The following is a 23,682-nucleotide window of genomic DNA, read 5'->3' as shown; positions in this document are numbered from 1 at the left end:
GGTGGGGACGGGGCGGGCGGGTCCGGGTGCGGGGGCGGGAGTGGGGTCCGGGGCGGGGTGGGGGGTGGCCGGCTTCGGGGACGGGTCCTGCTCCTCCTGCGGGTCCTCGGTGGCCGCGCGGCCGCCGGGGAGGGCCAGGAGGAAGGTGCGCCGGCAGTGGCGCAGGAGGGTGGCGGCGGTGGGGTTGCCGCGCAGGGCCCGGAGGGCGGCCAGGTCGTCGGAGTGGGGGCGGTATCCGGCGCCCAGCGCCTCCTCCAGGAGCGTGAGGTAGCCGACGGCGGTGCCGGGGAGGGCCGCGCGGTAGCGGCCGAGGTCGGCCAGGAGGAAGGCGCGCAGCCGGGCACTCTCCCGCGTCGCCTCGTCGAGGTCCGTGACGAGGCGGAGGCAGTCCTGGAGGTCGTCGGCCGAGGCGGGGGCGGGGCACAGGGCGAGGGCGAGAGCGCGGCGGAGCACGCGCAGTTCCTCCGCACCGAACGCCATGCCGCCGCGGGGTCCGTAGGGCGTGGGCATGCGGCGACGATACGCGCTAATCAGACAAACATCGCGCATGGGACAGGTGTGGCGCGGGCCACCACCCGGGTGGACGGGCCACCACCCAGCCGCTCCCGCGCCCAACCGCCGCCACTACCCCACCCTCCGCAGGCAGTCGCGCCGCACGCCACCGCTTCCGCGGGCAGTCGTGCCGCTGGGGCGGCACGGGTGGGCGCGACGGCACCCCGCAAGCGCCGGGCCGCGCAAACACCCCGGCCCACAGCGACGCAGCGCACCCCGTACGGCACCGGGCCGCACGAACCCGGCGCCGGCCCACCACAGCGAGGGGCACCCATACGGCACCGGGCCGCCGCACAGGCACCCGCGCGTCACAGACGCGACACGTTCCGTTCGTACACCAGGCGCAGCCCGATCAGCGTCAGCCACGGTTCGTGCTCGTCGATGACCGAGCTCTCACCCAGCACCATCGGCGCCAGCCCGCCCGTCGCGATGACCGTCACGTCCTCGGGATCGTCCGCCAGCTCGCGGGCCATCCGGTTGACCACACCGTCGACCTGACCGGCGAATCCGTAGATGATGCCGGACTGCATCGCCTCGACCGTGTTCTTGCCGATCACACTGCGCGGACGCGCCACCTCGATCTTCCGCAGCTGCGCGCCGCGGACGCCGAGCGCCTCGACGGAGATCTCGATGCCGGGGGCGATGACCCCGCCGACGTACTCCCCCCGCGCGGAGACCGCGTCGAACGTCGTCGCCGTGCCGAAGTCGACGACGATCGCCGGACCGCCGTAGAGGTCGACCGCCGCAACCGCGTTGATGATGCGGTCCGCGCCGACCTCCTTGGGGTTGTCGGTGAGGATCGGCACCCCCGTCTTCACGCCCGGCTCGACCAGCACCGCCGGAACGTCCCCGTAGTAGCGGCGGGTGACCTCGCGGAGTTCGTGCAGGACGGACGGGACCGTCGCGCAGATCGCGATGCCGTCGATGCCGTCGCCCAGGTCGTCGCCCAGCAGCGGGTGCATGCCCATCAGGCCCTGGAGGAGGACCGCGAGTTCGTCGGCCGTGCGGCGCGCGTCCGTGGAGATGCGCCAGTGTTCGACGATGTCGTCGCCGTCGAAGAGGCCCAGGACGGTGTGGGTGTTGCCCACGTCGATCGTCAGCAGCATGGCCGGTCCTACTCCGCCGCTCGCAGGTCGAGGCCGATGTCCAGGATCGGCGAGGAGTGGGTGAGGGCGCCCACGGCCAGGTAGTCGACGCCCGTGTCGGCGTAGGCCTTGGCGTTGGTGAGGGTGAGACGGCCCGAGGCCTCCAGGGCGGCGCGCCCGTCGACGAGGGCCACCGCCTCCGCGCACTCGCCGGGCGTGAAGTTGTCCAGCAGGATCAGGTCGGCGCCGGCGTCCAGGACCTCACGGAGCTGGTGCAAGGTGTCGACCTCGACCTCGATCGGGACATCGGGGAAGCGCTCGCGGACCGCGGTGAAGGCCTCGGCGACACCGCCGGCGGCCACCACGTGGTTGTCCTTGACCAGGGCCGCGTCCGAGAGGGACATGCGGTGGTTGACGCCGCCGCCGCAGCGCACGGCGAACTTCTCCAGGCTGCGCAGGCCGGGCGTGGTCTTGCGGGTGTCGCGGACCTTCGCCTTGGTGCCGTCGAGGACGTCCGCCCACGCGCGCGTGGCGGTCGCGATGCCCGACAGGCGGCACAGGAGGTTCAGGGCGCTGCGTTCCGCCGTGAGGATGTCGCGGGTGCGGGTGGTGACCGAGAGGAGCTTCTGGCCCGCCTCCACGCGGTCACCGTCCTCCACGTGGCGTTCGACCTCGAACTCCTCCGTGCAGACGACCGACATGACCGCCTCGGCGACCCTGAGGCCCGCCACCGTGCCCGCCTCCCGCGCGGTGAAGTCGGCGGTGGCGACGGCGTCCTCCGGGATGGTCGCGACCGTCGTCACGTCCACGCCGTGGGCCAGGTCCTCCTGGAGGGCGACGTTGGCGATGTCCTCGACCTCGACGGGGTCGAGGCCGGCGTCGGCCAGGAGCTGGGCGAGCGCGGGGTCGAGGCCGCACTCCAGGTAGGTCTCCTCGTCGGCGCCGCAGGCGCAGCCGTCGCCACAGCCGCCGGAGGGGACGAGGGGAAGGTCGGGGGTGGTCACTGCTGTCACTGCTCCTGGGCCTGGGTGAGGGTCGGGGGGAAGTCTGTGGTGTCGGTGGCGTGCACCGCCAGCGATCGGTCCGGATTCAGCCGTACGACGATGTGGCGGCGCCAGGCCGTGTCGTCGCGCTCGGGACGGTCCTCGCGCCAGTGGCAGCCGCGGGTCTCCTCGCGCCGCCGCGCGGCGGCGACCAGGACGCGGGCCACGCACAGGAGGTTGGTGGCCTCCCAGGTGTCGACGCCGGGCTCGGCGGTCTTGCCGTTCTCGTCGAGGGCGTCGCGCGCTTCGGCGTGGAGCCGCTGGAGACTGTCGGCGGCCTCGGAGAGCGACGCCTCGGAGCGCAGGACGCCCGCTCCCCGGCTCATGATCCGCTGGATGGTGAAGCGGGCCTCCGGGGGGAGGAGGGGGTGGGCGGGGCGCTCCGTGACGGGGAGCGGCTGCGGCACGCGCGCGTGGAGGGTGTTTCCGGCGCGCGCGATGTCGGCGGCGATGCGCTCGGCGTAGACCAGGCCCTCGAGGAGGGAGTTGGAGGCGAGGCGGTTGGCGCCGTGCACGCCGGTGCAGGCGACCTCGCCGCACGCGTACAGGCCGGGCACGGTGGTGCGGCCGTGGGAGTCGGTGCGGACGCCGCCGGAGGCGTAGTGGGCGGCCGGGGCGACCGGGACGGGCTCGGTGACCGGGTCGATGCCGTGCGCGCGGCAGGCGGCGAGGATCGTGGGGAAGCGGTGTTCCCACATCTCGGCGCCGAAGTGGCGGGCGTCGAGGTACATGTGCTCGGTGTCCCGCTCCCGCATGCGGCGCATGATGCCCTTGGCGACGATGTCGCGCGGGGCGAGTTCGGCGAGTTCGTGCTGCCCCCGCATGAAGCGCACGCCGTCGGCGTCCACCAGGTGGGCGCCCTCGCCGCGTACCGCCTCGGAGACCAGCGGCTGCTGGCCCTCCGCGTCCGGGCCGAGGAAGAGCACCGTCGGGTGGAACTGGACGAACTCGAGGTCGCTCACCTCGGCGCCCGCGCGCAGGGCGAGGGCCACGCCGTCGCCCGTGGAGACGGCGGGGTTCGTGGTCGCGGAGAAGACCTGGCCCATGCCGCCGGTCGCCAGGACCACGGCGGGCGCGTGGACGGCGCCCACGCCGTCGTGCTGGCCCTCCCCCATGACGTGCAGGGTGACGCCGGCGGTGCGGCCCTCGGCGTCGGTGAGGAGGTCGAGGACGAGGGCGTTCTCGATGGTGCGCGTCCCGCGTGCGCGGACCGCCTCGACGAGGGCGCGGGAGATCTCCGCGCCGGTGGCGTCGCCGCCCGCGTGGGCGATGCGGCGGCGGTGGTGGCCGCCCTCGCGGGTGAGTTCCAGGTCGCCGTCGGCCGACTCGTCGAAGTGCGCGCCGGTCTCGATGAGGCGGCGTACGGCGTCGGGGCCCTCGGTGACGAGGATGCGGACCGCTTCCTCGTCGCACAGGCCCGCGCCGGCGACCAGGGTGTCGTCCAGGTGCTGCTCGGGGGTGTCGCCCTCGCCGAGGGCCGCGGCGATGCCGCCCTGGGCCCAGCGGGTGGAGCCGTCGTCGAGGCGGGCCTTGGTGACGACCACCGTCGTCAGGCCGGCGGCCTCGCAGCGCAGGGCGGCGGTGAGGCCGGCGACGCCGGAGCCGACGACCACGACGTCCGCGTCGATGGACCACCCGGGCGCGGGCGCGTGCAGACGGGGACGCTCGCCGAGGGCTCCCGTCCGGGGGTGGTGGGCGACGGGCGGGCGTATGCCTGTGCTGGTCACGAGGCGGCTCCGAAGGTTCCGAAGGTCAGGGGGAGGTTGTCGATCAGGCGGGTGGTGCCCACGCGGGCGGCCACCGCGAGGACGGCCTCTCCGGTGAAGTCGTCGCCGATCTCGGTGAAGTCGGAGGGGTCGACCAGGGCCAGGTAGTCCAGGTCGAGGGGCGGCGTGAGGCGGGCGGCCTCGTCGAGGACCAGGCGGGCGGCGGCGCGGACGGCCGCCGGGCCGCCGGCGGTCGTGGCGACGGCGTGCGCGTCGGCCGCCGCGCGGGACTCCCCTATGGCGCTGAGCGCCTCGGCACGCGCGCGCGTGGCGGGCACCTCGCTGGCCCGCGCGCGCAGCGCCTGCTGGGCGGCGTGCCGGTCGCGGCCCGCGAACAGGGCCTGGGACAGGGCGAGCGCGGTGCGCCGCTCGGCGGGCGAGAGGTAGCGGTTGCGGCTGGACAGGGCGAGCCCGTCCTCCTCGCGGACGGTGGGCACGCCGACGATCTCGACGCCGAAGTTCAGGTCCCGCACCATGCGGCGGATCAGGGCGAGCTGCTGGGCGTCCTTCTGGCCGTACAGCGCGACGTCGGGGCGGGTGAGGTGGAGCAGTTTGGCGACGACGGTGAGCATGCCGTCGAAGTGGCCGGGGCGGGTGGCGCCCTCCAGGCGTTCGCCCATGGGGCCGGCCGTGACGCGGACCTGGGGTTCGCCGCCCGGGTAGACCTCGTCCACGGACGGGGCGAAGACGGCGTCGGCGCCCGCCTGCCCGGCGAGCTCGATGTCGGCGTCCAGGGTGCGCGGGTAGCGGTCCAGGTCCTCGCCCGCGCCGAACTGCAGCGGGTTGACGAAGACGGTGACCACGACCTCGCCGTCGGGGCCGGCGATCCCCCGCGCGGTGCGGATCAGCGTGGCGTGGCCCTCGTGCAGGGCCCCCATGGTCATCACGACGGCACGGCGGCCGGTACGCGCGCGTGCGTGCAGTTCGGCGGCGGTGCGCAGCAGGGTGGCGGTCATCGGGTGACTCCGTTCCGGGACGCGCGCGTCGTCGCGGGGGTGGGGTGGGCGGGGTGCCGGGGCGTGTCGCTCATCGGTCCTCCCCCGGGGTGCTTCCGGTGCCGTCGGCCCCGGCGGCTCCGCCGGTTCCGTCGGCGAGCACTCCGAGGAGGTCCTCGGCGAGTTCCGGTTTCAGCAGGCCGTGGGCGAGGGCCCGGTCGGCGGTCGCGCGGGCCATCGCCAGGTAGCCGGCGACGGCTCCCGGGGCGTGCCGGCGCAGCTCGGTGACGTGCGCGGCGACCGTGCCCGCGTCGCCGCGCGCGACCGGGCCGGTGAGGGCCGCGTCGCCGGAGCGCAGGGCGTTGTCCAGGGCGGCGCCGAGCAGCGGGCCGAGCATCCGGTCGGGGGCCTCGACACCGGCGGTACGCAGCAGTTCCAGGGACTGGGCGACCAGGGTGACCAGGTGGTTGGCGCCCAGGGCGAGGGCCGCGTGGTAGAGCGGGCGGTTCTCCTCGGCGATCCATTCCGGCTCGCCGCCCATCTCGACGACGAGGGCCTCGGCGGCCAGCCGCAGCTCCTCGGGGGCGGTGACGCCGAAGGAGCACCCGGCGAGGCGCTGCACGTCGACGGGGGTGCCGGTGAACGTCATCGCGGGGTGCAGGGCGAGCGGCAGCGCGCCGGCCCGCCGGGCGGGGTCGAGGACCTTCGCGCCGTACCGCCCGGAGGTGTGCGCCAGCAGCTGGCCCGGCCGGACCGCGCCGGTGTCGGCGAGTCCGGCGACCAGCTCGGGCAGGGCGTCGTCCGGGACGGTCAGCAGGACCAGCTCGGACCGCTGGAGGACCTCGGCGGGCGGCACCACCGGCACGTCGGGGAGCATCCGCTCGGCGCGCCTGCGGGAGGCGTCGGAGACGGCGGAGACGGCCACCGGGCGGTGTCCGGCGAGCTGGAGGGACGCGGCCAGGGCGGGGCCCACGCGTCCGGCGCCGACGACGCCGACGGTGAGCCGCGCGGGGCGGCCTCGGGGATCTGGCTGTGGGGTTGTGTTCACGCGACGGCGGCCTTCCCGTTCCAGTCCGCTCGGGGTACCGGACGATTTCTCGTCATGTTAACGCGATCGGTTCCGGGGGCGGTCGGTTGTCCACAGGCTGTGGGTTTCCGTGCGCCGTCGTGGCACACGCGCGTGCGGAAATGGTGCGGCACGCGCGCGTGCGGCGTGGGCCTCCGCGCGTACGGGCCCGCGCGTACGGACATGGGGGGTGCCCGCGCGGGCGGGGCGCGGGATGATCACACGTATGAGTGATACGGACGGTACGAGTGACACCACGAGGGTGCGGGACGGGCGGGAGCCCGGCCCGGAGGCGGACGGCGCGTCGCGGCCGACGTTGCGCGAACGGCGGATCGCCGCCCGGCGCGGTGCCCCGCGCGTACTCGCGCGCCTCGGCTTCGTCGCCCCGCTCCGGGAGCGGCTGGCGCTGCTGGAGGCCGCGGGGAGCGTGTACGACCTCGACGAGATGTCCGACGTCTACGGCAACGGTGTCGTCGAGGCCCTGGAGAAGCGGGTCGCCGGTCTGCTCGGCACCGAGGCCGCCGCGTTCTTCCCGACCGGCACGATGGCCCAGCAGGTGGCGCTGCGCTGCTGGGCCGGCCGCACCGGCGACCCCACGGTCGCGCTGCACCCGCTCAGCCACCCCGAGGTGCATGAACGGAACGCGTTCAGCCAGGTCAGCGGGTTGCGGCCGGTGCGGCTGACGAGCGAGCCCCGGCTGCCCACCGCCGAAGAGGTGCGCGACTTCGAGGAGCCCTTCGGGGCGCTGATGCTGGAGCTGCCGCTCAGGGACGCCGGTTTCGTGCTGCCCACGTGGGAGGAGCTGACCGGGGTGGTGGCCGCCGCGCGGGAACGCGAGGCGGTCGTGCACGTCGACGGGGCCCGGCTGTGGGAGTGCGTCGAGCACTTCGGCCGGCCGCTGGAGGAGATCGCGGGCCTCGCGGACAGCGTCTACGTGTCGTTCTACAAGTCCCTCGGCGCGTTCGGCGGCGCGGCCCTCGCCGGTCCCACGACGCTGGTGGAGGAGGCGAAGGCCTGGCGGCACCGGTACGGGGGCAACGTGTTCCAGCAGTTCCCGACCGCGCTGTCGGCGCTGATCGGCCTGGACCGGGAGCTGCCCCGGCTGCCGGAGTACGTCCGGCACGCGCGCGTGGTGGCCGCCGCGCTGCGCGAGGGTCTGGAGGCAGGGGGGATGCCCTGGTTCCGCGTCCACCCGGAGGTGCCGCACACCCACGACTTCCAGGTGTGGCTGCCGTACGAGGCGGATGTGGTCGCCGAGGCGGCGATCGCGGCGGTGGAGGAGACGGGGGCGATGCTCTTCGCCGACCACTGGGACCCGAAGGGGCCGGGGGTGTCCGCCACGGAGGTGTACGTGCGGTCCGACGGCCTGGAGTGGAGCGCCGGGGACGTCCGGGAGGCGGCGGAGGAGTTCGCGCGGCGGCTGCTGCGGGCGGCCTGAGGAGGTCTCTTCGCCCCCGCCGCCCTTTGAGGGGATCCTGCGCTGACGGCGCGTACGGTGTCCGTCAGTCGAAGCGGATGTGGCGGATACCCACGCCCGCCTGCCGCAGCCGGGTCCGCAGCCGGCCCTCGTGGTGGGGGAGCAGGGTCAGTCCGGCCAGGACGGCGATGCGGTCCGCCGTCTTCGGCACCGTGGTGTGGTCCGTCCACAGGTGTTCGGCGAACTCCGGCTCGCTCAGCCGCTCCAGGCAGTGGTCGAGTTGCCGCACCGCCCAGCTCTCCCGGCGCGGCGCCTCCTTCCCCCTCGCGTACCGCACGAGGTGGCCGAAGCCGCGCTCGCGCAGCCGCCGCAGCACCGTCGCACGCTCGGCGAGGAGGGTGAAGTGGCGTACGTCGTGGCCGAGTTCGCGCAGCCGCCCGACGGTCTCCGCGAAGTGGCCGGAGTCGGTGACGGTCATGGGGGCGATCACCACGCCGTCCTGCCCGGTCAGGGCCAGGTCGAGGACCTCGACGACGCCCCGCCGCCAGGACTCCAGGTCCCGGAAGTCGCCGCGCAGTCCGGACGGCAGCATGCGGTGCAGGCCGAACCCGGGGTGCTCCGGGTCGCAGACGACGCTGCCCGGCAGGCGGCGCCGTATCTCGTGTGCGGTCTGTGTCTTGCCGCCCCCGAACGGGCCGTTGATCCACAGCAGCATGCGCGCACCCTACCGGCGTACGGCCGTCCGTTCAGCCGTGTCCGCCGGCCCGTACCAGACCCGTCTCGTAGGCGAGGACGACGACCTGTACGCGGTCGCGCAGGCCCAGCTTGGTCAGGATGCGGCCCACGTGGGTCTTCACGGTGGCCTCGGACAGCACCAGGCGGGCCGCGATCTCGCCGTTGGACAGGCCCTGCGCGACCAGCACCATGACCTCCCGCTCGCGCTCGGTGAGACGCTCCAGCTGCTTGTGCTCGGGCTGCTGGCCCGTGCTGGGCAGCATCGGCGCGAACCGGTCCAGGAGCCGGCGGGTGGTGGACGGGGCGACCACGGCGTCGCCGCTGTGCACCGCGCGGATGGCGGCGAGCAGTTCGCCCGGCGGCACGTCCTTGAGCATGAAGCCGGACGCGCCCGCCTTCAGTCCGGAGAAGGCGTACTCGTCGAGGTCGAAGGTGGTGAGGATCAGCACCTTCGGCGGGTCGGTGTCCGCGCAGATCCGGCGGGTCGTCTCCACGCCGTCGAGCTTGGGCATGCGGACGTCCATCAGGACCACGTCGACGGCGGTGGACCGCAGCACCTCCAGGGCCTCGACCCCGTTGCCCGCCTCCGCCACGACGTCCATGTCCGGCTGGGCGGCGAGCACCATCCGGAATCCGGTGCGCAGCAGCACCTGGTCGTCGACGAGCATCACGCGGATCGTCATCGGGGCCTCTTCCCTTCGGTCGTCAAGTCGTCGTGGGGGGGGTGTGACAGGTGTCAACGGGGGGCGTGCGCGGGCGTCAATGCGCGGGTTTGAGCGGCAGCAGCGCACTGATGCGGAATCCTCCGCCCGGGCGCGGGCCCGCGTCCAGGGTGCCGCCGACCATGCCGACCCGCTCACGCATGCCGATCAGGCCGTGCCCCTGCCCGTCGAAGCCGCCCTCCTCGTACAGCTCGTGCGGGGCACCCTTGCCGTCGTCCTCCACGAGGAGGCCGAGACCGTCGTCGAAGTACACCAGGCGCACGCTGGCGCCCACGTCGGAGCCCCCGTGCTTGCGGGTGTTGGTGAGCGCCTCCTGCACGATGCGGTACGCGGTGAGCTCGACGCCGCTGGGCAGCGGACGCGGAGTGCCCTCGACCTTGAAGTCCACCGGCAGTCCCGACCCCCGGCACTGCTCGACGAGGTCCTCTATCTGCCGCACGTCGGGCTGCGGCACGTACTCCCCGGCCTCCTGGTGCTCGCCGGTGCGCAGCACGCCCAGCAGGCGGCGCATCTCGGCGAGGGCCTGGCGGCCGGTGGAGGAGATCGTCTCCAGGGCCTTCTTCGCCTGGTCGGGGGCGGCGTCGAGGACGTAGGCGGCGCCGTCGGCCTGCACCACCATCACCGACACGTTGTGCGCGACGACGTCGTGCAGCTCGCGGGCGATCCGGGCGCGTTCGGCGGCGACCGCGACCTTGGCCTGCGCCTCGCGTTCCTTCTCCAGCCGGGCGGCCCGCTCCTCCAGCTGCGCGAAGTACGCGCGGCGGGTGCGGATGGAGTCGCCGAGCACCCAGGCGAGGGCGAACGGCACGGCCTGGAAGATCGTTATGGCGAGGTTGGTCGCCACGCTCAGTTCCTCGGTGGGCCAGCGCAGTTGCGCCAGCGGGGCCGCGCACAGGCCGGCGGTCAGCGCGAGGCGGGAGGCCCAGCGGGCCCCGACCGCCGCGACCGTGTAGACGATCACCAGCAGGGCGAAGTCGGCGGGCATCGTCGCCACGTCCGCGATCAGCTGCCCCAGGCCCACGGCGAGGGCGAGGACCAGCATCCGCTCGGGCATCCGGCGGCGCAGCGCGACGACCAGCGACAGCACCAGCATGACCGGCACCGTGAGAGCGGGCAGGTCCGCCCCCCGGGACTCCTCCATGCTCGCTCCGCTGATCACCGAAATCCCGAACAGGACCACGGCCCAGAAGCCGTCGACCCACGTCGGGTGTCTGCGGAGGAAGTCATAGAGGCGTTGCACGTAACCCAGCGTAGGGAAGCGAAATGCGTGCAGGGGTCAACCGGAGGGCCGATCCCCGGTCGGCACGTGTACTCCGCAAGGTGGAGGCCCGGCATATCCGCGCGCTTAACCTGGGCCGGTGACGACGGCGACGGCGGGGGCGTGGAACCGGTGACGGCAGGGGCGGTGGGGGGTGGCGGCCTGCGGGGCTGGCGGGCGGCGGCCCAGGACGCCCTGTACGGGCCGGACGGCTTCTACCGCGGGCCCGGCGCGGGCCCGGCCGGACACTTCCGTACGTCCGTGCACGCCTCACCGCTGTTCGCCCGCGCGGTGGCGCGGCTGCTGTGCCGGGTCGACGCGGCGCTGGGGCGGCCGGCGGTGCTCGGCTTCGTGGACATGGCGGCCGGGCGGGGCGAACTGGTCACCGGTGTCCTCGCCGCGCTGCCCGCCGACGTGGCACCGCGCGTGCGCGCGTACGCCGTCGAGCTCGCCGGGCGGCCGGCCGGGCTGGATCACCGGATCGAGTGGCGGGCCGAGCCCCCGGAGGGGGTCACGGGACTGCTCTTCGCCAACGAGTGGCTGGACAACGTGCCCGTGGACGTCGCCGAGGTGGACCCGTCGGGCGTACCGCGGCTGGTGCTGGTGCGGGAGGACGGGACGGAGCGGCTCGGGGAGCCGGTCGCGGGCGCGGCGGCCGAGTGGCTGGCGCGGTGGTGGCCGCTGGGGGCCGGAGAGGGACTCCGCGCGGAGATCGGGCTGCCGCGGGACCGGGCCTGGGCGTCGGCCGTCGGCACGCTCGCGCGGGGGCTCGCCGTCGCCGTGGACTACGCGCACACGGCCGCCGCGCGGCCGCCGTTCGGAACGCTCACCGCGTTCCGGGAGGGGCGGGAGACGACGCCCGTGCCGGACGGGACGTGCGACCTCACCGCGCACGTCGCCCTGGACGCGTGCGCCGCGGCCCGCGCGCTCCCCGGCACGCGCCTGCTGACCCAGCGGGACGCCCTGCGCGCCCTGGGCATCAGCGGCGCACGCCCCCCGCTCGCGCTGGCGTCCACCGACCCGGCCGGGTACGTACGCGCCCTCGCGGACGCCGGCGAGGCCGCCGAGCTCACCGCGCCCGGCGGACTCGGCGACTTCGGCTGGCTGGTGCAGCCGGTGGGGATCGCGGACGCGGGGGACCTACTTGTCGATGTCTCCGACGACGAAGAACAGTGACCCGAGGATCGCCACCATGTCCGCGACCAGCGTCCCCGGCAGCAGCTCGGTGAGCGCCTGGATGTTGTTGTACGACGCCGAGCGCAGCTTCAGCCGGTACGGGGTCTTCTCGCCCTTGCTGACCAGGTAGTAGCCGTTGATGCCGAGCGGGTTCTCGGTCCACGCGTACGTGTGCCCCTCGGGCGCCTTGAGCACCTTCGGGAGCCGCTGGTTGACCGGGCCGGGGGGCAGCCCGGCGAGCCGGTCGAGGCAGGCGTCGGCGAGGTCGAGGGCGTTGTGGGTCTGCTCCAGGAGGCACTCGAAGCGGGCGAGGCAGTCGCCCTCCTCACGGGTCACCACCTTCAGGACGTCACCCAGTTCGCCGTAGGCGAGGTACGGCTCGTCGCGGCGCAGGTCGAAGTCGACGCCGGACGCGCGGGCGATCGGCCCGCTCACCCCGTACGCGTGCACCGCCTCCGGGGACAGCACGCCGACGCCGCGCGTGCGGCCACGGAAGATCTCGTTGCCGAGCACCAGGTCGTCGAAGCGGTCCATGCGGGAGCGGACGTCGGCGACGGCGCCGCGCGCACGCGTGGTCCATCCGGCGGGGAGGTCCTCCTTGAGGCCGCCCACGCGGTTGAACATGTAGTGCATCCGCCCGCCGGAGACCTCCTCCATGACGTGCTGGAGCTCCTCGCGCTCCCGGAAGGCGTAGAAGATCGGGGTGATGCCGCCCAGTTCCAGCGGGTAGGAGCCGAGGAACATCAGGTGGTTGAGCACCCGGTTCAGCTCCGCGAGCAGCGTGCGCAGCCACACCGCGCGCTCGGGGACCTCCATGCCGAGCATCCGCTCCACGGCGAGGACCACGCCCAGCTCGTTGGAGAACGCCGACAGCCAGTCGTGGCGGTTGGCCAGCATGATGATCTGGCGGTAGTCGCGGGCCTCGAACAGCTTCTCCGCGCCCCGGTGCATGTAGCCGATCACGGGCTCCGCGCGGACGATGCGCTCGCCGTCCAGGACGAGCCTCAGCCGCAGCACGCCGTGCGTGGACGGGTGCTGGGGCCCGATGTTGAGCACCATGTCGGTGCTCTCCGCCGCGCCGCCGATACCGACCATGGTCTCCGTCGTAGGAGTCATGAACACAGTCTCCCCTACGTACGCTGGGCCCATGGAGACGGGGAGCCCGCACGACACGGGGACAGCGGGAACGGCGGGAACGGGCGGACCGGCGGCCCGGGACGGCGAGGGACCGGCGTGGATCGCGCTGCCCCCGGGACTGCTGCGGATGCGGCGGCTGCTGCTGGTGGTGTGGCTGGGGCTGCTGACCCTGGCCGCCGCGCTGGTGCCGGGGCTGCTGGCCGGGCCCGGCTGGGCCGCCTTCGCGCTGCTGCCGCTGGCCCTGCTGGTCTGGGGCTGGGTGCTGCTGGAGCGGAACTGGCGTTCCTGGCGGTACGCGGAGCGCGCCGACGACCTGCTGATCAGCCGGGGCGTGCTGTGGCGCGAGGAGACGGTCGTGCCGTACGGGCGGATGCAACTGGTCGAGGTCACCTCCGGGCCCGTCGAACGGCACTTCGGGCTGGCCAGCGTGCAGCTCCACACGGCCGCCGCGGCGACCGACGCCACCATCCCCGGCCTCGACCCGGCCGAGGCGGAGCGGCTGCGCGACCGGCTCACCGCGCTCGGCGAGGCCCGATCGGCGGGGCTGTGACGGCCCCCGACGTCCACGGGGACGTACGCGACCGGCCGCCGGTGACCGAGAGGCGGCTGCACCCCGTCACACCGCTCAGGCGGGCGTGGGCGCCCGTCGCGGTGCTGATCGGGTGGGCGCTGCACGACCCCGACCAGGCGCAGCGCCAGCTGACCCGGCTGACGACGACGCACCTGCTGATCGGTCTCGCCGCACTCATCCCGGCCGCCGCCCTCTACGGCTTTCTGACCTGGTGGTTCACCCACTTCGCGGTGACCGAGAGCGAGCTGCGCATCCGCACCGGGCTGCTGTTCCGGCGCACCGCGCACATCCGGATCGAACGGATCCAGGCCATCGACGTCACCCAGCCGCTGCTCGCGCGGGTGGCGGGCGTGGCGAAGCTCAGACTCGACGTCATAGGCACCGACAAGAAGGACGAGCTCGCCTTCCTGGGCGCCGGCGAGGCGCGTGCGCTGCGCGCGGAACTCCTCGCGCGGGCGGCGGGTTTCGCGCCGGAGACCGCGCACGAGGTGGGCGAGGCGCCGTCCCGGGAGATGCTGCGGGTGCCGCCGGGCGTCCTCGCCGTCTCCCTGCTGCTGACCGGGGCGACCTGGGGCTGGCTCCTCGTCGCCGCCGTCGTGGTGCCGCTGCTGTGGACGGCCACCCACAGCCTGTGGACGGTGCTCGCCGCGGCCGTGCCGCTGTTCGGCGCCGCGGGCGCGAGCAGTGTGGGCCGGTTCGTCGCCGAGTACGACTGGACGCTGGGCGAGTCGCCCGACGGGCTGCGCATCGACCACGGGCTGCTGGACCGGGCGCACGAGACGGTGCCGCCGGGGCGCGTGCAGACCGTACGGCTGGTCGAGCCGCTGCTGTGGCGGCGACGGGGCTGGGTGCGGGTGGAGCTGGACGTGGCGGGTTCGTCCAACTCCCTGCTGCTGCCGGTCGCTCCGCGCGAGCTCGCCGAGTCGGTCGTCGCGCGGGTGCTGCCCGGGGTGGGCGTGCCCCCGCACGAGGCGCTCTCCCGGCCGCCGCGCCGCGCGCGGTGGTGCGTTCCGGTGTGGTGGCGGGGTTACGGACTCGCCGTCACCGACGCCGTGTTCGCCACCCGCCACGGGCTGCTGCGCCGCCGCCTGTCCCTGGTGCCGCACGCCAAGGTGCAGAGCGTGCGGCTGGCCCAGGGCCCCTGGCAGCGGGCCCGGGGGGTCGCGGACGTCCACGTGGACACCGGCGCGAACAAGTCGGTGACGGCCCGTCTGCGGGACGCCACGGAGGCGGCGGCCCTCCTGCGCTCCCAGGCGGAACGCTCCCGCACCGGCCGCAGGGACGCCCGCCCGGACCGCTGGATGGCCTGACCCGCACGGACGACGAGCGCCTGCCAGGGCTGCCGGGGCAGACGCCGCACAGGGGCGGGAACGGCTGCCCGGACCCCTGGGACGACTGCGCCCGGACCCCGGAGACACCTGCCAGGACCGTTGAGGCGGACGGACGCGGCACACGAGGGACGGGAGCGGGCCTGCCGGGGCCGCTGAGACGGACGACGTGCACGGGGCACGCGCACCGGCCGTGGGAGGCCGTCCCTGTCGTCGAACGGCATCGACCGCACGCGCGCGGGCACAGCCGCACGGAGAAGCCCGCCCCCGGAGGGACGGGCGCATCGACCACGCGCGGGTGCGTCTTCGGCCGCGGGCCGCGGATCGGCGTAGGTGCCGCACCGCCCGCACGTGCGGGTGCACCGGAACGCCGAACGGGCCCCGCGCGGTGTGCGCGGAGCCCGTTCGGCTGGTGCACCGGGTCAGGAGGCCGCGCTGCGCAGGCCCTCGACGTCGATGTGCTCCGTCTCGTCGTGTGCCGTCAGGTCGATGACCTGGCCGGTGCCGCGCGCCTCCTCGTCGGCGGGCTTGAACCGCGCCTCGGCCTCCGCCTTGTGCAGCGCGAGCGCCTCCTGGCCGACGACGTCGGCGAGGTCCTCGTTCTGCACGGTGTCCAGGGCGGCGCCGTCCGTGTCCTTCTTCGCCCCGAAGAAGTCGAAGCCGCCCTCGGACACCGGCCGCCGTACGGGTGTGGTCGGCGGCACGACCGCCACCGCCGTCGGCACGGTGAAGTGCCCGGAGGGCTGCCGCACGGACCGGGCCGGAGGAGCGGTCGGTGCGGGAGAGTCGAGGGTCGTACGCTCGTGCTCGCCGACCACCCCGGACCGGCCCTCGGTCCCGGCCTCGTCCTCCTGCTCCTGGTCCCGCTCGGACCGCTTCGTGGGCTCGGGGCCGTCGTCTTCAGGGCCCTCGGGGGCGTCGTCGTCCTCCGGGGAGCCGTCGTCCTCCGGCGTGTCACCGGTCCGGGCGTCGTCGTCGGCCTGCCCGGACGCCTCGTCGGTCCGTACGTCCGTGCCTGCGCCGTCCTCCACGGCGTCCGCGTCCGCGGCGAGCCGCTCCAGTGCCGCGCCGGCCCGCAGGAACAGCTTCGACCCCTCCGGCGAGAAGACGGGCGGAGCCGCCGGCGTCTCCTCGGTGACGGTCTCGTCCCGCTCCGCCGTCCCGGACTCCGCCTGCTCCGGCACCACCGCCTGCTCCGGCACCTCCGCGTCACCGGGCGCCGCTGACGGCCCCGCCGGCAGCGCGCGGGCCGGAACCGCGACCTCTATCTCGAGCACCCGGCGTTCCTCCAGGACGCTCGCCCGGTCGACCTCCGACGCGGCGTACCGCCGCAGCAGAGCCGCGTGCTCGTTGCGCAGCCCGGCGAGTTCCGCGCGCTTGGCGCGCAACCGCTGCTCCAGTTTCGCCCGCAGCTCGCGCGACTCCTCGAGGTCGGACTCCAGTTCGGCGATCCGTTCCTCGAAACGCCATTCGTCGCCCGCACGCGCGCGCGTGAGCTCGGCGACGCGTTTGCCCGCCTGAGCGTCCCAGTGCCGCATGACGACGGCGCCTGCGATCGCCGTGACCGCGGCGGCCGCGGCCAGGACACGAAGCACCATCGGTTGCGTGAACACCCAGGGCCCCAGGGCGCAGACGACGGACACGCCTGCGATCGCCGACGGGGGCAGCATCCTGTGCAGAGGCGGGGAATGACGGTGACGTCCACGTGGCATGGCCAGAAACTTACCGCGCGTAGGCGAATGATGGTGCCCCGCACCGTAAAAACAAAGCCGCACCGAGGATTTCACAGGGCATCAGGGAACGCGCATGACACGTGAATAGACGTATTGCCCAATTATCAAGATCGTTTTTTGCCCCGTGAACCGCCCGCCGAACTCCGCCCGCCGAACTCCGCCCGGTGAACTCCGCCCGGTGAACTCCGCGCCTCCCGGCCGCCTCGCCGGACAGCCGTCCGTACGCCGTCGCCGGGGCGCCGGACAGCCTCCACGGCACCCCGCGGGCCCCGGGCGCCCCGCCCGGCCCGAGGCGTACTCCGGCCCCTCACGGGCCTACGCTGAACATATGAGCAACCACAGCGGACGCCGCCAGGTCGCGGGCCTTCCTCACTGGGACCGCTGCGCGGTCATGGGAGTCGTGAACGTCACCCCCGACTCCTTCTCCGACGGCGGCCGCTGGTTCGACACGACGACCGCCGTCAAGCACGGCCTCGACCTGGTGGCCCAGGGCGCCGACCTGGTCGACGTCGGCGGCGAGTCCACCCGGCCCGGCGCCACCCGCGTCGACGAGGCCGAGGAACTCAAGCGCGTCATCCCCGTGGTCCGCGGCCTCGCCGCCGAGGGCGTCACCGTCTCCGTCGACACCATGCGCGCCTCCGTCGCCGAACAGTCCCTCGCGGCCGGCGCCGCCCTGGTCAACGACGTCAGCGGCGGACTCGCCGATCCGGCCATGATCCCCGTCGTCGCCGCTGCCGGCGCCCCCTTCGTCGTCATGCACTGGCGCGGCTTCCTGGAGGGCGGCAACATCGAGGGTGTGTACGCCGACGTGGTCACGGAGGTCGCCGAGGAACTCCACGCGCGCGTGGAGGCCGTCCTGGAAGGCGGGATCGCCGCCGACCGTGTGATCGTCGACCCCGGTCTCGGCTTCTCCAAGGGCGCCGACCACGACCTGGCCCTCCTCGCCCGCCTCGACCGCGTCCTGGCCCTCGGCCACCCGGTACTCGTCGCCGCCTCCCGCAAGCGGTTCCTCGGCCGTGTCCTGGCCGGTCCGGACGGCGCGGCACCGCCCGCGCGGGAGCGCGACGCGGCCACCGCCGCCGTCTCCGCCCTCGCCGCGCAGGCCGGCGCCTGGGCGGTCCGCGTGCACGAGGTACGCGCCACCGCGGACGCCGTACGGGTCACCCGCGCCATAGCGCAGGCGCGTACGGCGTGCACCGCACCCTCCGAACCCGGCGCGCACGGCGCAGAAGGAGCCCGGTGAGCGCACCCCACACCGACGTCGAACACGTCGAGGCCGCCAACACCGCCTTCTACGAGGCGCTCGAAAGAGGCGACTTCGAAGAGGTCGCGTCGCTCTGGCTGACCCCCGGCGACCTCGGCGTCGACGAGTCGTACCACGACCCTGCGGACACCGGCGTGGTCTCCTGCGTGCACCCCGGCTGGCCCGTGCTCACCGGACGCGGCGAGGTGCTCAGGTCGTACGCCCTGATCATGGCGAACACCGACTACATCCAGTTCTTCCTCACCGACACGCATGTCTCCGTCACCGGCGACACCGCCCTGGTGACGTGCACCGAGAACATCCTCAGCGGCGGCCCCGCCCCCGAGGCCGGCGAGGAGCTCGGCCCCCTGGTCGGCCAGCTCGTCGTCGCCACCAACGTGTTCCGGCGCACCCCGTCCGGCTGGAAGCTCTGGTCCCACCACGCCTCCCCGGTGCTCGCCGAGGAAGAGGAGGACGAGGACGACGACACTCCGGCCTGAACGGGCAGACGGACAGCGGGACAGAGGGGCCTCATGGCCCGTCGTCCCCCACCGGAAGTGGCGGGAATCACGACAGGGCGGGCGGAAACGGCCACCACCTCGTGAGCCCCCGCTTTCCCCAGGGGAAACGGGCGGTGAAATCCCCGTCCGCCGGCCCGCCCCCGCACCCCGGGCCACCGGCGTCGTCGGTGCCCGCGGGTAGATTCGAATGCGGGCCGGTGTGCCGTCCGCACAGGCACCGACCGGCCGGACCGACGACTGCAGGAGTGATTCGCGTGGATCGTGTCGCGCTGCGCGGCCTGAGGGCCCGCGGGCACCACGGTGTGTTCCCCAAGGAACGCGAGGAGGGCCAGACCTTCCTCGTGGACCTCGTCCTCGGCCTGGACACCCGGCCGGCCGCGGCCGACGACGACCTGACGAAGACCGTGCACTACGGCATCGTGGCCGAGGAGGTCGTGGCGGTCGTCCAGGGCGAACCGCTCAACCTCATCGAGACGCTCGCCGAGCGCATCGCCCAGGTCTGTCTGAAGCACGACGCGGTGCGGGAGGTCGAGGTGTGCGTCCACAAGCCGGACGCGCCGATCACCGTGCCCTTCGACGACGTGACCGTCACCATCACCCGGAGCCGCGTATGACCAGGCCGTCCACCCAGGGCCACACCGACCCGACCGTCCAGCCCGTCCCCGCCTCCGTGGTCGAGCGGGTCGACGCCGCCGACACCACCCTGCAGAACCCCAAGCGGGCCGTGGTCTCCCTCGGCGCCAACCTGGGCAACCGCCTGGAGACCCTCCAGGGGGCCGTCGACGCCCTGGAGGACACCCCGGGCATCCGGGTCAAGGCCGTCTCCCCCGTGTACGAGACGGAGCCGTGGGGCGTCGAGCCCGGCAGCCAGCCCTCGTACTTCAACGCGGTCGTGGTGCTGAAGACCACCCTGCCCCCGTCCTCCCTGCTGGAGCGGGCGCACGCGGTCGAGGAGGCCTTCCACCGAGTCCGGGACGAGCGCTGGGGCCCGCGCACCCTGGACGTGGACATCGTCTCGTACGCGGATCTCCACTCCGACGACCCGCGGCTCACGCTCCCGCACCCGCGCGCCCACGAGCGCGCCTTCGTGCTCGCCCCCTGGCACGACGTCGACCCCGAGGCGGAGCTGCCCGGGCGCGGTCCGGTCGCCGATCTCCTCGGCGCGGTCACCCGTGAAGGCGTCACGCCCCGCGCGGACCTGGAACTCCGGCTGCCCGAGTAGCCGTTAAGGTCGAGACGACCACATTCCGGGGCACCGTCCGGGGGAACGCGAAGGGACACCGTGAAAGAGCTGCGCATCAGGGTGCTGGCAGGCGTCTTCGTCGTGGCCGGGATCCTGTCCTGGGCCGGCGCCCGCCTCTGGAACTCCCTGGGCACCCTTCCGAGCGTGCCCGTGGCCGCGCCCATCGTCCTCGCCCTGATCGCGGTGGTCCTCGCGGCCACCGCGCTCTCCCTCCGCGCCCGCCTCAAGGCCCAGCGCGAGCGGCAGGCCGACGCCAAGGGCGTCGACCCCCTGATGGCCGCCCGCGCGGTCGTGTTCGGGCAGGCCAGCGCCCTGGTGGCCGCGCTCGTCGCCGGCATGTACGGCGGCACGGGCGTCTTCCTGCTGGAGTCCCTGGACATCCCCGCCCGCCGTGACCAGGCCATCTACGCCGGCTTCTCGGTCCTGGCGGGCATCGGCGTCATAGCGGCGGCCATCTTCCTGGAGCGCGTCTGCAAGCTCCCGGAGGACGACGACACGAACGGCCCGGGCACGGCACCGACGACCTGAGACGCACCCGTGCCCTCAGGCACACCTGTGCCGGCGCATGACGCGCGGCGCGTCAGCGCGCCATGATCAGGCTCATCGCCTCGTTGCGGGTGGCGGGGTCACGCAATTGCCCCCGCACGGCCGACGTGATGGTCTTCGCCCCGGGCTTCCGCACTCCCCGCATCGACATGCACATGTGCTCGCACTCCACCACCACGATCACCCCACGCGGCTCCAGGATGTCCATCAGGGAGTCCGCGATCTGCGTGGTGAGTCGTTCCTGCACCTGCGGGCGGCGGGCATAGACATCCACGAGCCGAGCCAGCTTCGAAAGGCCCGTGATCTTGCCGTCGACCGATGGAATGTAACCGACATGGGCGACCCCGACGAACGGCACCAGATGATGCTCACAGCTACTCAGGACTTCGATGTCCTTGACCAGCACCATCTCGTCGTGGCCGAGGTCGAACGTCGTCGTCAGCACGTCCTCGGGCTTCTGCCACAGCCCCGCGAATATCTCCCGGTACGCCCGCGCCACCCGCGCCGGGGTCTCCAGCAGGCCTTCCCGGTCCGGGTCCTCGCCGACCGCGATCAGAAGCTCGCGTACGGCGTTCTCGGCCCGCTTCTCGTCGAACTCGCCGATGGGGGCCATGCCGTCCAGCGTCACGGGGTCGGTCATGTGGGTGCCTCGTTCCTGTGCCTTCACGCGTGAGGGGCACGCGTCTCCACTGCGGTACGCGAAATGCCGCGCCCCCAGGCTAGAACCAGGGGGGCGCGGCATCCATTCCGGGCCCGGTGGGATCACCGGGAGCCTCGGGATCAGCTCTCGGGGCGTTCCTCCGGGGTCCGCTCCGGCGCCGGGACGGGGTCCGTCGCGGTGCTCTTGGCGGTGGTGATGGCCGGCGTCGCGCCGTTCGCCCCGTTCGTCAGGGCCAGCTCCTTGGGGGAGAGGACCGGCGGGCGGGTGGACGGCGTACGGCGGGAGGAGCCGGTCCAGGCGGGCCTGGGCGGGCGCTTGACGATCGGCGCGAAGATCTCGGCGATCTCCTCCTTGCCCAGCGTCTCCCGCTCCAGGAGGGCCAGGACCAGGTTGTCGAGGACGTCACGGTTCTCGACGAGGATCTCCCACGCCTCGTTGTGCGCGGTCTCGATGAGCTTCTTGACCTCTTCGTCGACCAGCGCGGCGACCTCTTCCGAGTAGTCGCGCTGGTGGGCCATCTCACGTCCGAGGAACGGCTCGGTGTTGTCGCCGCCGAACTTGATGGCGCCGAGCCGCTCGGTCATGCCGTACTGCGTGACCATCGCACGGGCCACACCGGTGGCCTTCTCGATGTCGTTGGCGGCACCGGTGGTCGGGTCGTGGAAGACGAGCTCCTCGGCCGCGCGGCCGCCCAGCATGTAGGCGAGCTGGTCCAGCATCTCGTTGCGCGTGGTCGAGTACTTGTCCTCGTCCGGGAGCACCATCGTGTAGCCGAGGGCACGGCCCCTGGAGAGGATCGTGATCTTGTGGACGGGGTCGGAGTTCGGGGAGGCCGCCGCCACCAGGGCGTGTCCGCCCTCGTGGTACGCGGTGATCTTCTTCTCCTTGTCCGACATGATCCGGGTCCGCTTCTGCGGGCCCGCGACCACACGGTCGATCGCCTCGTCCAGCATCTTGTTGTCGATCAGCTTCTGATCGCTGCGCGCGGTCAGCAGCGCGGCCTCGTTGAGCACGTTGGCCAGGTCGGCACCGGTCATGCCGGGGGTGCGGCGGGCGACGGCCGACAGGTCGACGTCCGGGGCGACCGGCTTGCCCTTCTGGTGCACCTTGAGGATCTCGAGGCGGCCCTGCATGTCCGGGCGGTCGACCGCGATCTGGCGGTCGAAGCGGCCGGGCCGCAGCAGCGCCGGGTCGAGGATGTCGGGCCGGTTCGTCGCGGCGATGAGGATCACGCCGCCCTTGACGTCGAAGCCGTCCATCTCCACGAGGAGCTGGTTCAGGGTCTGCTCGCGCTCGTCGTGACCACCGCCGAGGCCGGCGCCGCGGTGGCGGCCGACCGCGTCGATCTCGTCGACGAAGACGATCGCGGGGGCGTTCGCCTTGGCCTGCTCGAACAGGTCACGGACCCGGGAGGCACCGACACCGACGAACATCTCGACGAAGTCGGAACCGGAGATCGAGTAGAACGGCACACCGGCCTCGCCCGCGACGGCACGCGCGAGCAGGGTCTTGCCCGTACCGGGCGGGCCGTAGAGCAGGACGCCCTTGGGGATCTTCGCCCCGACGGCCTGGAACTTCGCCGGCTCCTGCAGGAACTCCTTGATCTCGTGGAGCTCCTCCACCGCCTCGTCCGATCCCGCGACGTCGGCGAACGTCGTCTTCGGGGTGTCCTTGGTGATGAGCTTCGCCTTGGACTTGCCGAAGTTCATGACGCGGGAGCCGCCGCCCTGCATCTGGTTCATCAGGAACAGGAAGACGACCACGATGAGGACGAAGGGCAGCAGGGACAGCAGAATGCTCACGAACGCGTTCTGCTTGGACGGCGAGACCGTGTAGCCGTCCGGGATCTGCTTGTTCTGGAACTTGTCCTGCAGCGTGCTGGCGATGGTGACGCCCTGGTCGCCGATGTAGCTCGCCTGGATCTTCGAGCTGTCCTTGACCTCGACGCCGTCCTTGAGCTGGACCTTGATGATCTGCTCGTCGCCGGTGGTCAGCTTGGCCGACTCGACCTTGTTCTCATTGATCGCCTGGACGACCTCGCCGGTGTCCACCGTCTTGTAGCCGCCGGACGAGCCGACGACCTGCATCAACACGACCACGGCGAGGACGGCCAGCACGATCCACATGACCGGCCCACGGAAGTATCGCTTCACGTCCATCCATACGGAGCGGTGCCGCCCCGTCCCTCCTGCCATAGTGAGTTTGATAAAGGCTGTTCTTCGGACGGTACCCCAGCTTGGTCCCCCGAAGCTGCGGGGGACAGCCGGCAATCGCGTCCACGCATGCTCCAACGCCGCGGAGCCCGCCGGGGTTCCCGATCACGTACGGCGGGCCCGGCCCCGGGGTTCAGCCGCCGTAGACGTGAGGCGCGAGCGTACCGACGAACGGGAGGTTGCGGTACTTCTCGGCGTAGTCGAGGCCGTAACCGACGACGAACTCGTTGGGGATGTCGAAGCCGACCCACTCCACGTCGATGGCGACCTTGGCGGCATCGGGCTTGCGCAGCAGCGTGCACACCTTGAGGGAGGCGGGCTCGCGCGAGCCGAGGTTGGAGATCAGCCAGGACAGGGTCAGTCCGGAGTCGATGATGTCCTCGACGATCAGGACGTGCCGGCCCTTGATGTCGGTGTCGAGGTCCTTGAGGATCCGCACCACACCGGAGGACTGGGTGCCCGCCCCGTACGAGGACACGGCCATCCAGTCCATCGTGACGGGGGTGGACAGCGCCCGCGCGAGGTCGGCCATCACCATCACCGCGCCCTTGAGCACGCCGACGATCAGCAGGTCCTTGCCCGCGTACTCCGCGTCGATCTTCGCGGCCAGCTCCGCCAGCTTGGCGTCGATCTCTTCCTTGGTGATGAGTACCTTCTCGAGGTCGGCACCCATGTCTTTCGCGTCCACCCGCATCACTTTCGGTCGTCCCACCGGCCGGTCCGGTCCGTCC

The 23,682-nt window shown here is 73.2% G+C and carries 23 protein-coding genes; 9 read left to right on the top strand and 14 right to left on the bottom strand.

Going from position 1 to position 23,682, the window contains the following annotated elements:
- The 6 genes from IH50_RS0119290 to IH50_RS0119265 all read right to left on the bottom strand — a co-directional run.
- On the bottom strand, window positions 1–510 hold a 510-nt coding region (locus tag IH50_RS0119290; RefSeq protein WP_051767381.1), incomplete at its 3' end, for a hypothetical protein.
- A 350-nt stretch (window positions 511–860) separates the two neighbouring features.
- On the bottom strand, window positions 861–1,658 hold the full coding sequence (locus IH50_RS0119285) for a type III pantothenate kinase (RefSeq protein ID WP_030863413.1): 798 nt from the start codon (window positions 1,656–1,658) through the stop codon (window positions 861–863).
- Between the two features lie 8 nt (window positions 1,659–1,666).
- Window positions 1,667–2,641: a carboxylating nicotinate-nucleotide diphosphorylase gene (nadC, locus tag IH50_RS0119280; protein ID WP_030863411.1), complete on the bottom strand. Its 975-nt coding sequence runs from the start codon at window positions 2,639–2,641 to the stop codon at window positions 1,667–1,669.
- Between the two features lie 5 nt (window positions 2,642–2,646).
- Entirely contained in the window at window positions 2,647–4,392 is a 1,746-nt protein-coding gene (locus tag IH50_RS0119275) for an L-aspartate oxidase (protein ID WP_051767380.1), read from the bottom strand.
- 11 nt (window positions 4,393–4,403) lie between these two features.
- A complete protein-coding gene (gene panC / locus IH50_RS0119270) occupies window positions 4,404–5,402 on the bottom strand; it encodes a pantoate--beta-alanine ligase (protein WP_030863406.1) in 999 nt (332 codons plus the stop codon).
- Between the two features lie 70 nt (window positions 5,403–5,472).
- Window positions 5,473–6,429, bottom strand: coding sequence for a Rossmann-like and DUF2520 domain-containing protein (locus IH50_RS0119265; protein WP_030863403.1), 957 nt, complete (start codon window positions 6,427–6,429; stop codon window positions 5,473–5,475).
- Between the two features lie 232 nt (window positions 6,430–6,661).
- On the opposite strand from IH50_RS0119265, the gene IH50_RS0119260 reads away from it, so the two are divergent.
- On the top strand, window positions 6,662–7,885 hold the full coding sequence (locus IH50_RS0119260) for a threonine aldolase family protein (protein ID WP_037872542.1): 1,224 nt from the start codon (window positions 6,662–6,664) through the stop codon (window positions 7,883–7,885).
- 64 nt (window positions 7,886–7,949) lie between these two features.
- On the opposite strand, the gene IH50_RS0119255 is transcribed toward IH50_RS0119260, so the two are convergent.
- The 3 genes from IH50_RS0119255 to IH50_RS0119245 all read right to left on the bottom strand — a co-directional run bounded on the left by IH50_RS0119255 (window position 7,950) and on the right by IH50_RS0119245 (window position 10,561).
- Window positions 7,950–8,579: an AAA family ATPase gene (locus tag IH50_RS0119255; RefSeq protein WP_030863398.1), complete on the bottom strand. Its 630-nt coding sequence runs from the start codon at window positions 8,577–8,579 to the stop codon at window positions 7,950–7,952.
- A 31-nt stretch (window positions 8,580–8,610) separates the two neighbouring features.
- Complete coding sequence (locus IH50_RS0119250; protein WP_030863395.1) at window positions 8,611–9,282, bottom strand: response regulator; 672 nt, start codon at window positions 9,280–9,282, stop codon at window positions 8,611–8,613.
- Between the two features lie 76 nt (window positions 9,283–9,358).
- Window positions 9,359–10,561, bottom strand: coding sequence for a sensor histidine kinase (locus IH50_RS0119245; protein ID WP_030863393.1), 1,203 nt, complete (start codon window positions 10,559–10,561; stop codon window positions 9,359–9,361).
- A 141-nt stretch (window positions 10,562–10,702) separates the two neighbouring features.
- Between IH50_RS0119245 and IH50_RS0119240 the strand changes: the two genes are divergently transcribed.
- A complete protein-coding gene (locus tag IH50_RS0119240; protein WP_107062086.1) occupies window positions 10,703–11,755 on the top strand; it encodes an SAM-dependent methyltransferase in 1,053 nt (350 codons plus the stop codon).
- On the opposite strand, the gene IH50_RS0119235 is transcribed toward IH50_RS0119240, so the two are convergent.
- Window positions 11,720–12,871 carry an NADH-quinone oxidoreductase subunit D gene (locus IH50_RS0119235; RefSeq protein WP_030863388.1) on the bottom strand — a complete coding sequence of 384 codons (1,152 nt, stop codon included), beginning with the start codon at window positions 12,869–12,871 and terminating at the stop codon, window positions 11,720–11,722. The genes IH50_RS0119240 and IH50_RS0119235 overlap by 36 nt on opposite strands.
- Window positions 12,872–12,902: 31 nt before the next feature.
- On the opposite strand from IH50_RS0119235, the gene IH50_RS0119230 reads away from it, so the two are divergent.
- Window positions 12,903–13,442 (top strand): PH domain-containing protein, encoded by a 540-nt coding sequence (locus IH50_RS0119230; RefSeq protein WP_030863384.1) that lies wholly within the window; start codon window positions 12,903–12,905, stop codon window positions 13,440–13,442.
- Window positions 13,439–14,773 carry a PH domain-containing protein gene (locus IH50_RS0119225; protein ID WP_030863382.1) on the top strand — a complete coding sequence of 445 codons (1,335 nt, stop codon included), beginning with the start codon at window positions 13,439–13,441 and terminating at the stop codon, window positions 14,771–14,773. Before IH50_RS0119230 ends, IH50_RS0119225 begins: the two co-directional genes overlap by 4 nt.
- 440 nt (window positions 14,774–15,213) lie before the next feature.
- Here IH50_RS0119225 and IH50_RS0119220 read toward each other — a convergent pair whose 3' ends face one another.
- On the bottom strand, window positions 15,214–16,503 hold the full coding sequence (locus IH50_RS0119220; RefSeq protein WP_199822104.1) for a hypothetical protein: 1,290 nt from the start codon (window positions 16,501–16,503) through the stop codon (window positions 15,214–15,216).
- A 349-nt stretch (window positions 16,504–16,852) separates the two neighbouring features.
- On the opposite strand from IH50_RS0119220, the gene folP reads away from it, so the two are divergent.
- From folP to IH50_RS0119195, 5 genes are all read left to right on the top strand, one after another.
- On the top strand, window positions 16,853–17,767 hold the full coding sequence (gene folP / locus IH50_RS0119215) for a dihydropteroate synthase (protein WP_030863379.1): 915 nt from the start codon (window positions 16,853–16,855) through the stop codon (window positions 17,765–17,767).
- Entirely contained in the window at window positions 17,764–18,267 is a 504-nt protein-coding gene (locus IH50_RS0119210) for a nuclear transport factor 2 family protein (protein ID WP_030863378.1), read from the top strand. The genes folP and IH50_RS0119210 overlap by 4 nt, the downstream gene beginning before the upstream one ends.
- A gap of 275 nt (window positions 18,268–18,542) precedes the next feature.
- The gene (gene folB / locus IH50_RS0119205) at window positions 18,543–18,902 is read left to right on the top strand and encodes a dihydroneopterin aldolase (protein WP_030863376.1); all 360 of its coding nucleotides are present in this window, start codon (window positions 18,543–18,545) and stop codon (window positions 18,900–18,902) included.
- Entirely contained in the window at window positions 18,899–19,510 is a 612-nt protein-coding gene (gene folK, locus IH50_RS0119200; protein ID WP_030863374.1) for a 2-amino-4-hydroxy-6-hydroxymethyldihydropteridine diphosphokinase, read from the top strand. The genes folB and folK overlap by 4 nt, the downstream gene beginning before the upstream one ends.
- A 60-nt stretch (window positions 19,511–19,570) precedes the next feature.
- Window positions 19,571–20,059 carry a DUF3180 domain-containing protein gene (locus tag IH50_RS0119195; protein WP_030863372.1) on the top strand — a complete coding sequence of 163 codons (489 nt, stop codon included), beginning with the start codon at window positions 19,571–19,573 and terminating at the stop codon, window positions 20,057–20,059.
- 52 nt (window positions 20,060–20,111) lie between these two features.
- On the opposite strand, the gene folE is transcribed toward IH50_RS0119195, so the two are convergent.
- The 3 genes from folE to hpt form a co-directional block, all read right to left on the bottom strand.
- Window positions 20,112–20,717 carry a GTP cyclohydrolase I FolE gene (folE, locus tag IH50_RS0119190; RefSeq protein ID WP_030863370.1) on the bottom strand — a complete coding sequence of 202 codons (606 nt, stop codon included), beginning with the start codon at window positions 20,715–20,717 and terminating at the stop codon, window positions 20,112–20,114.
- Between the two features lie 140 nt (window positions 20,718–20,857).
- Window positions 20,858–22,897 (bottom strand): ATP-dependent zinc metalloprotease FtsH, encoded by a 2,040-nt coding sequence (gene ftsH, locus IH50_RS0119185; RefSeq protein WP_030863367.1) that lies wholly within the window; start codon window positions 22,895–22,897, stop codon window positions 20,858–20,860.
- 187 nt (window positions 22,898–23,084) lie between these two features.
- On the bottom strand, window positions 23,085–23,645 hold the full coding sequence (hpt, locus tag IH50_RS0119180; RefSeq protein WP_030863364.1) for a hypoxanthine phosphoribosyltransferase: 561 nt from the start codon (window positions 23,643–23,645) through the stop codon (window positions 23,085–23,087).
- Between the last annotated feature and the right edge of the window lie 37 nt (window positions 23,646–23,682).

It is taken from the genome of Streptomyces sp. NRRL S-37 (genome assembly GCF_000721605.1).
In the GTDB taxonomy this organism is placed as follows: Bacteria; Actinomycetota; Actinomycetes; order Streptomycetales; family Streptomycetaceae; genus Streptomyces.
This window is presented reverse-complemented; position numbering and strand designations above follow the sequence as displayed.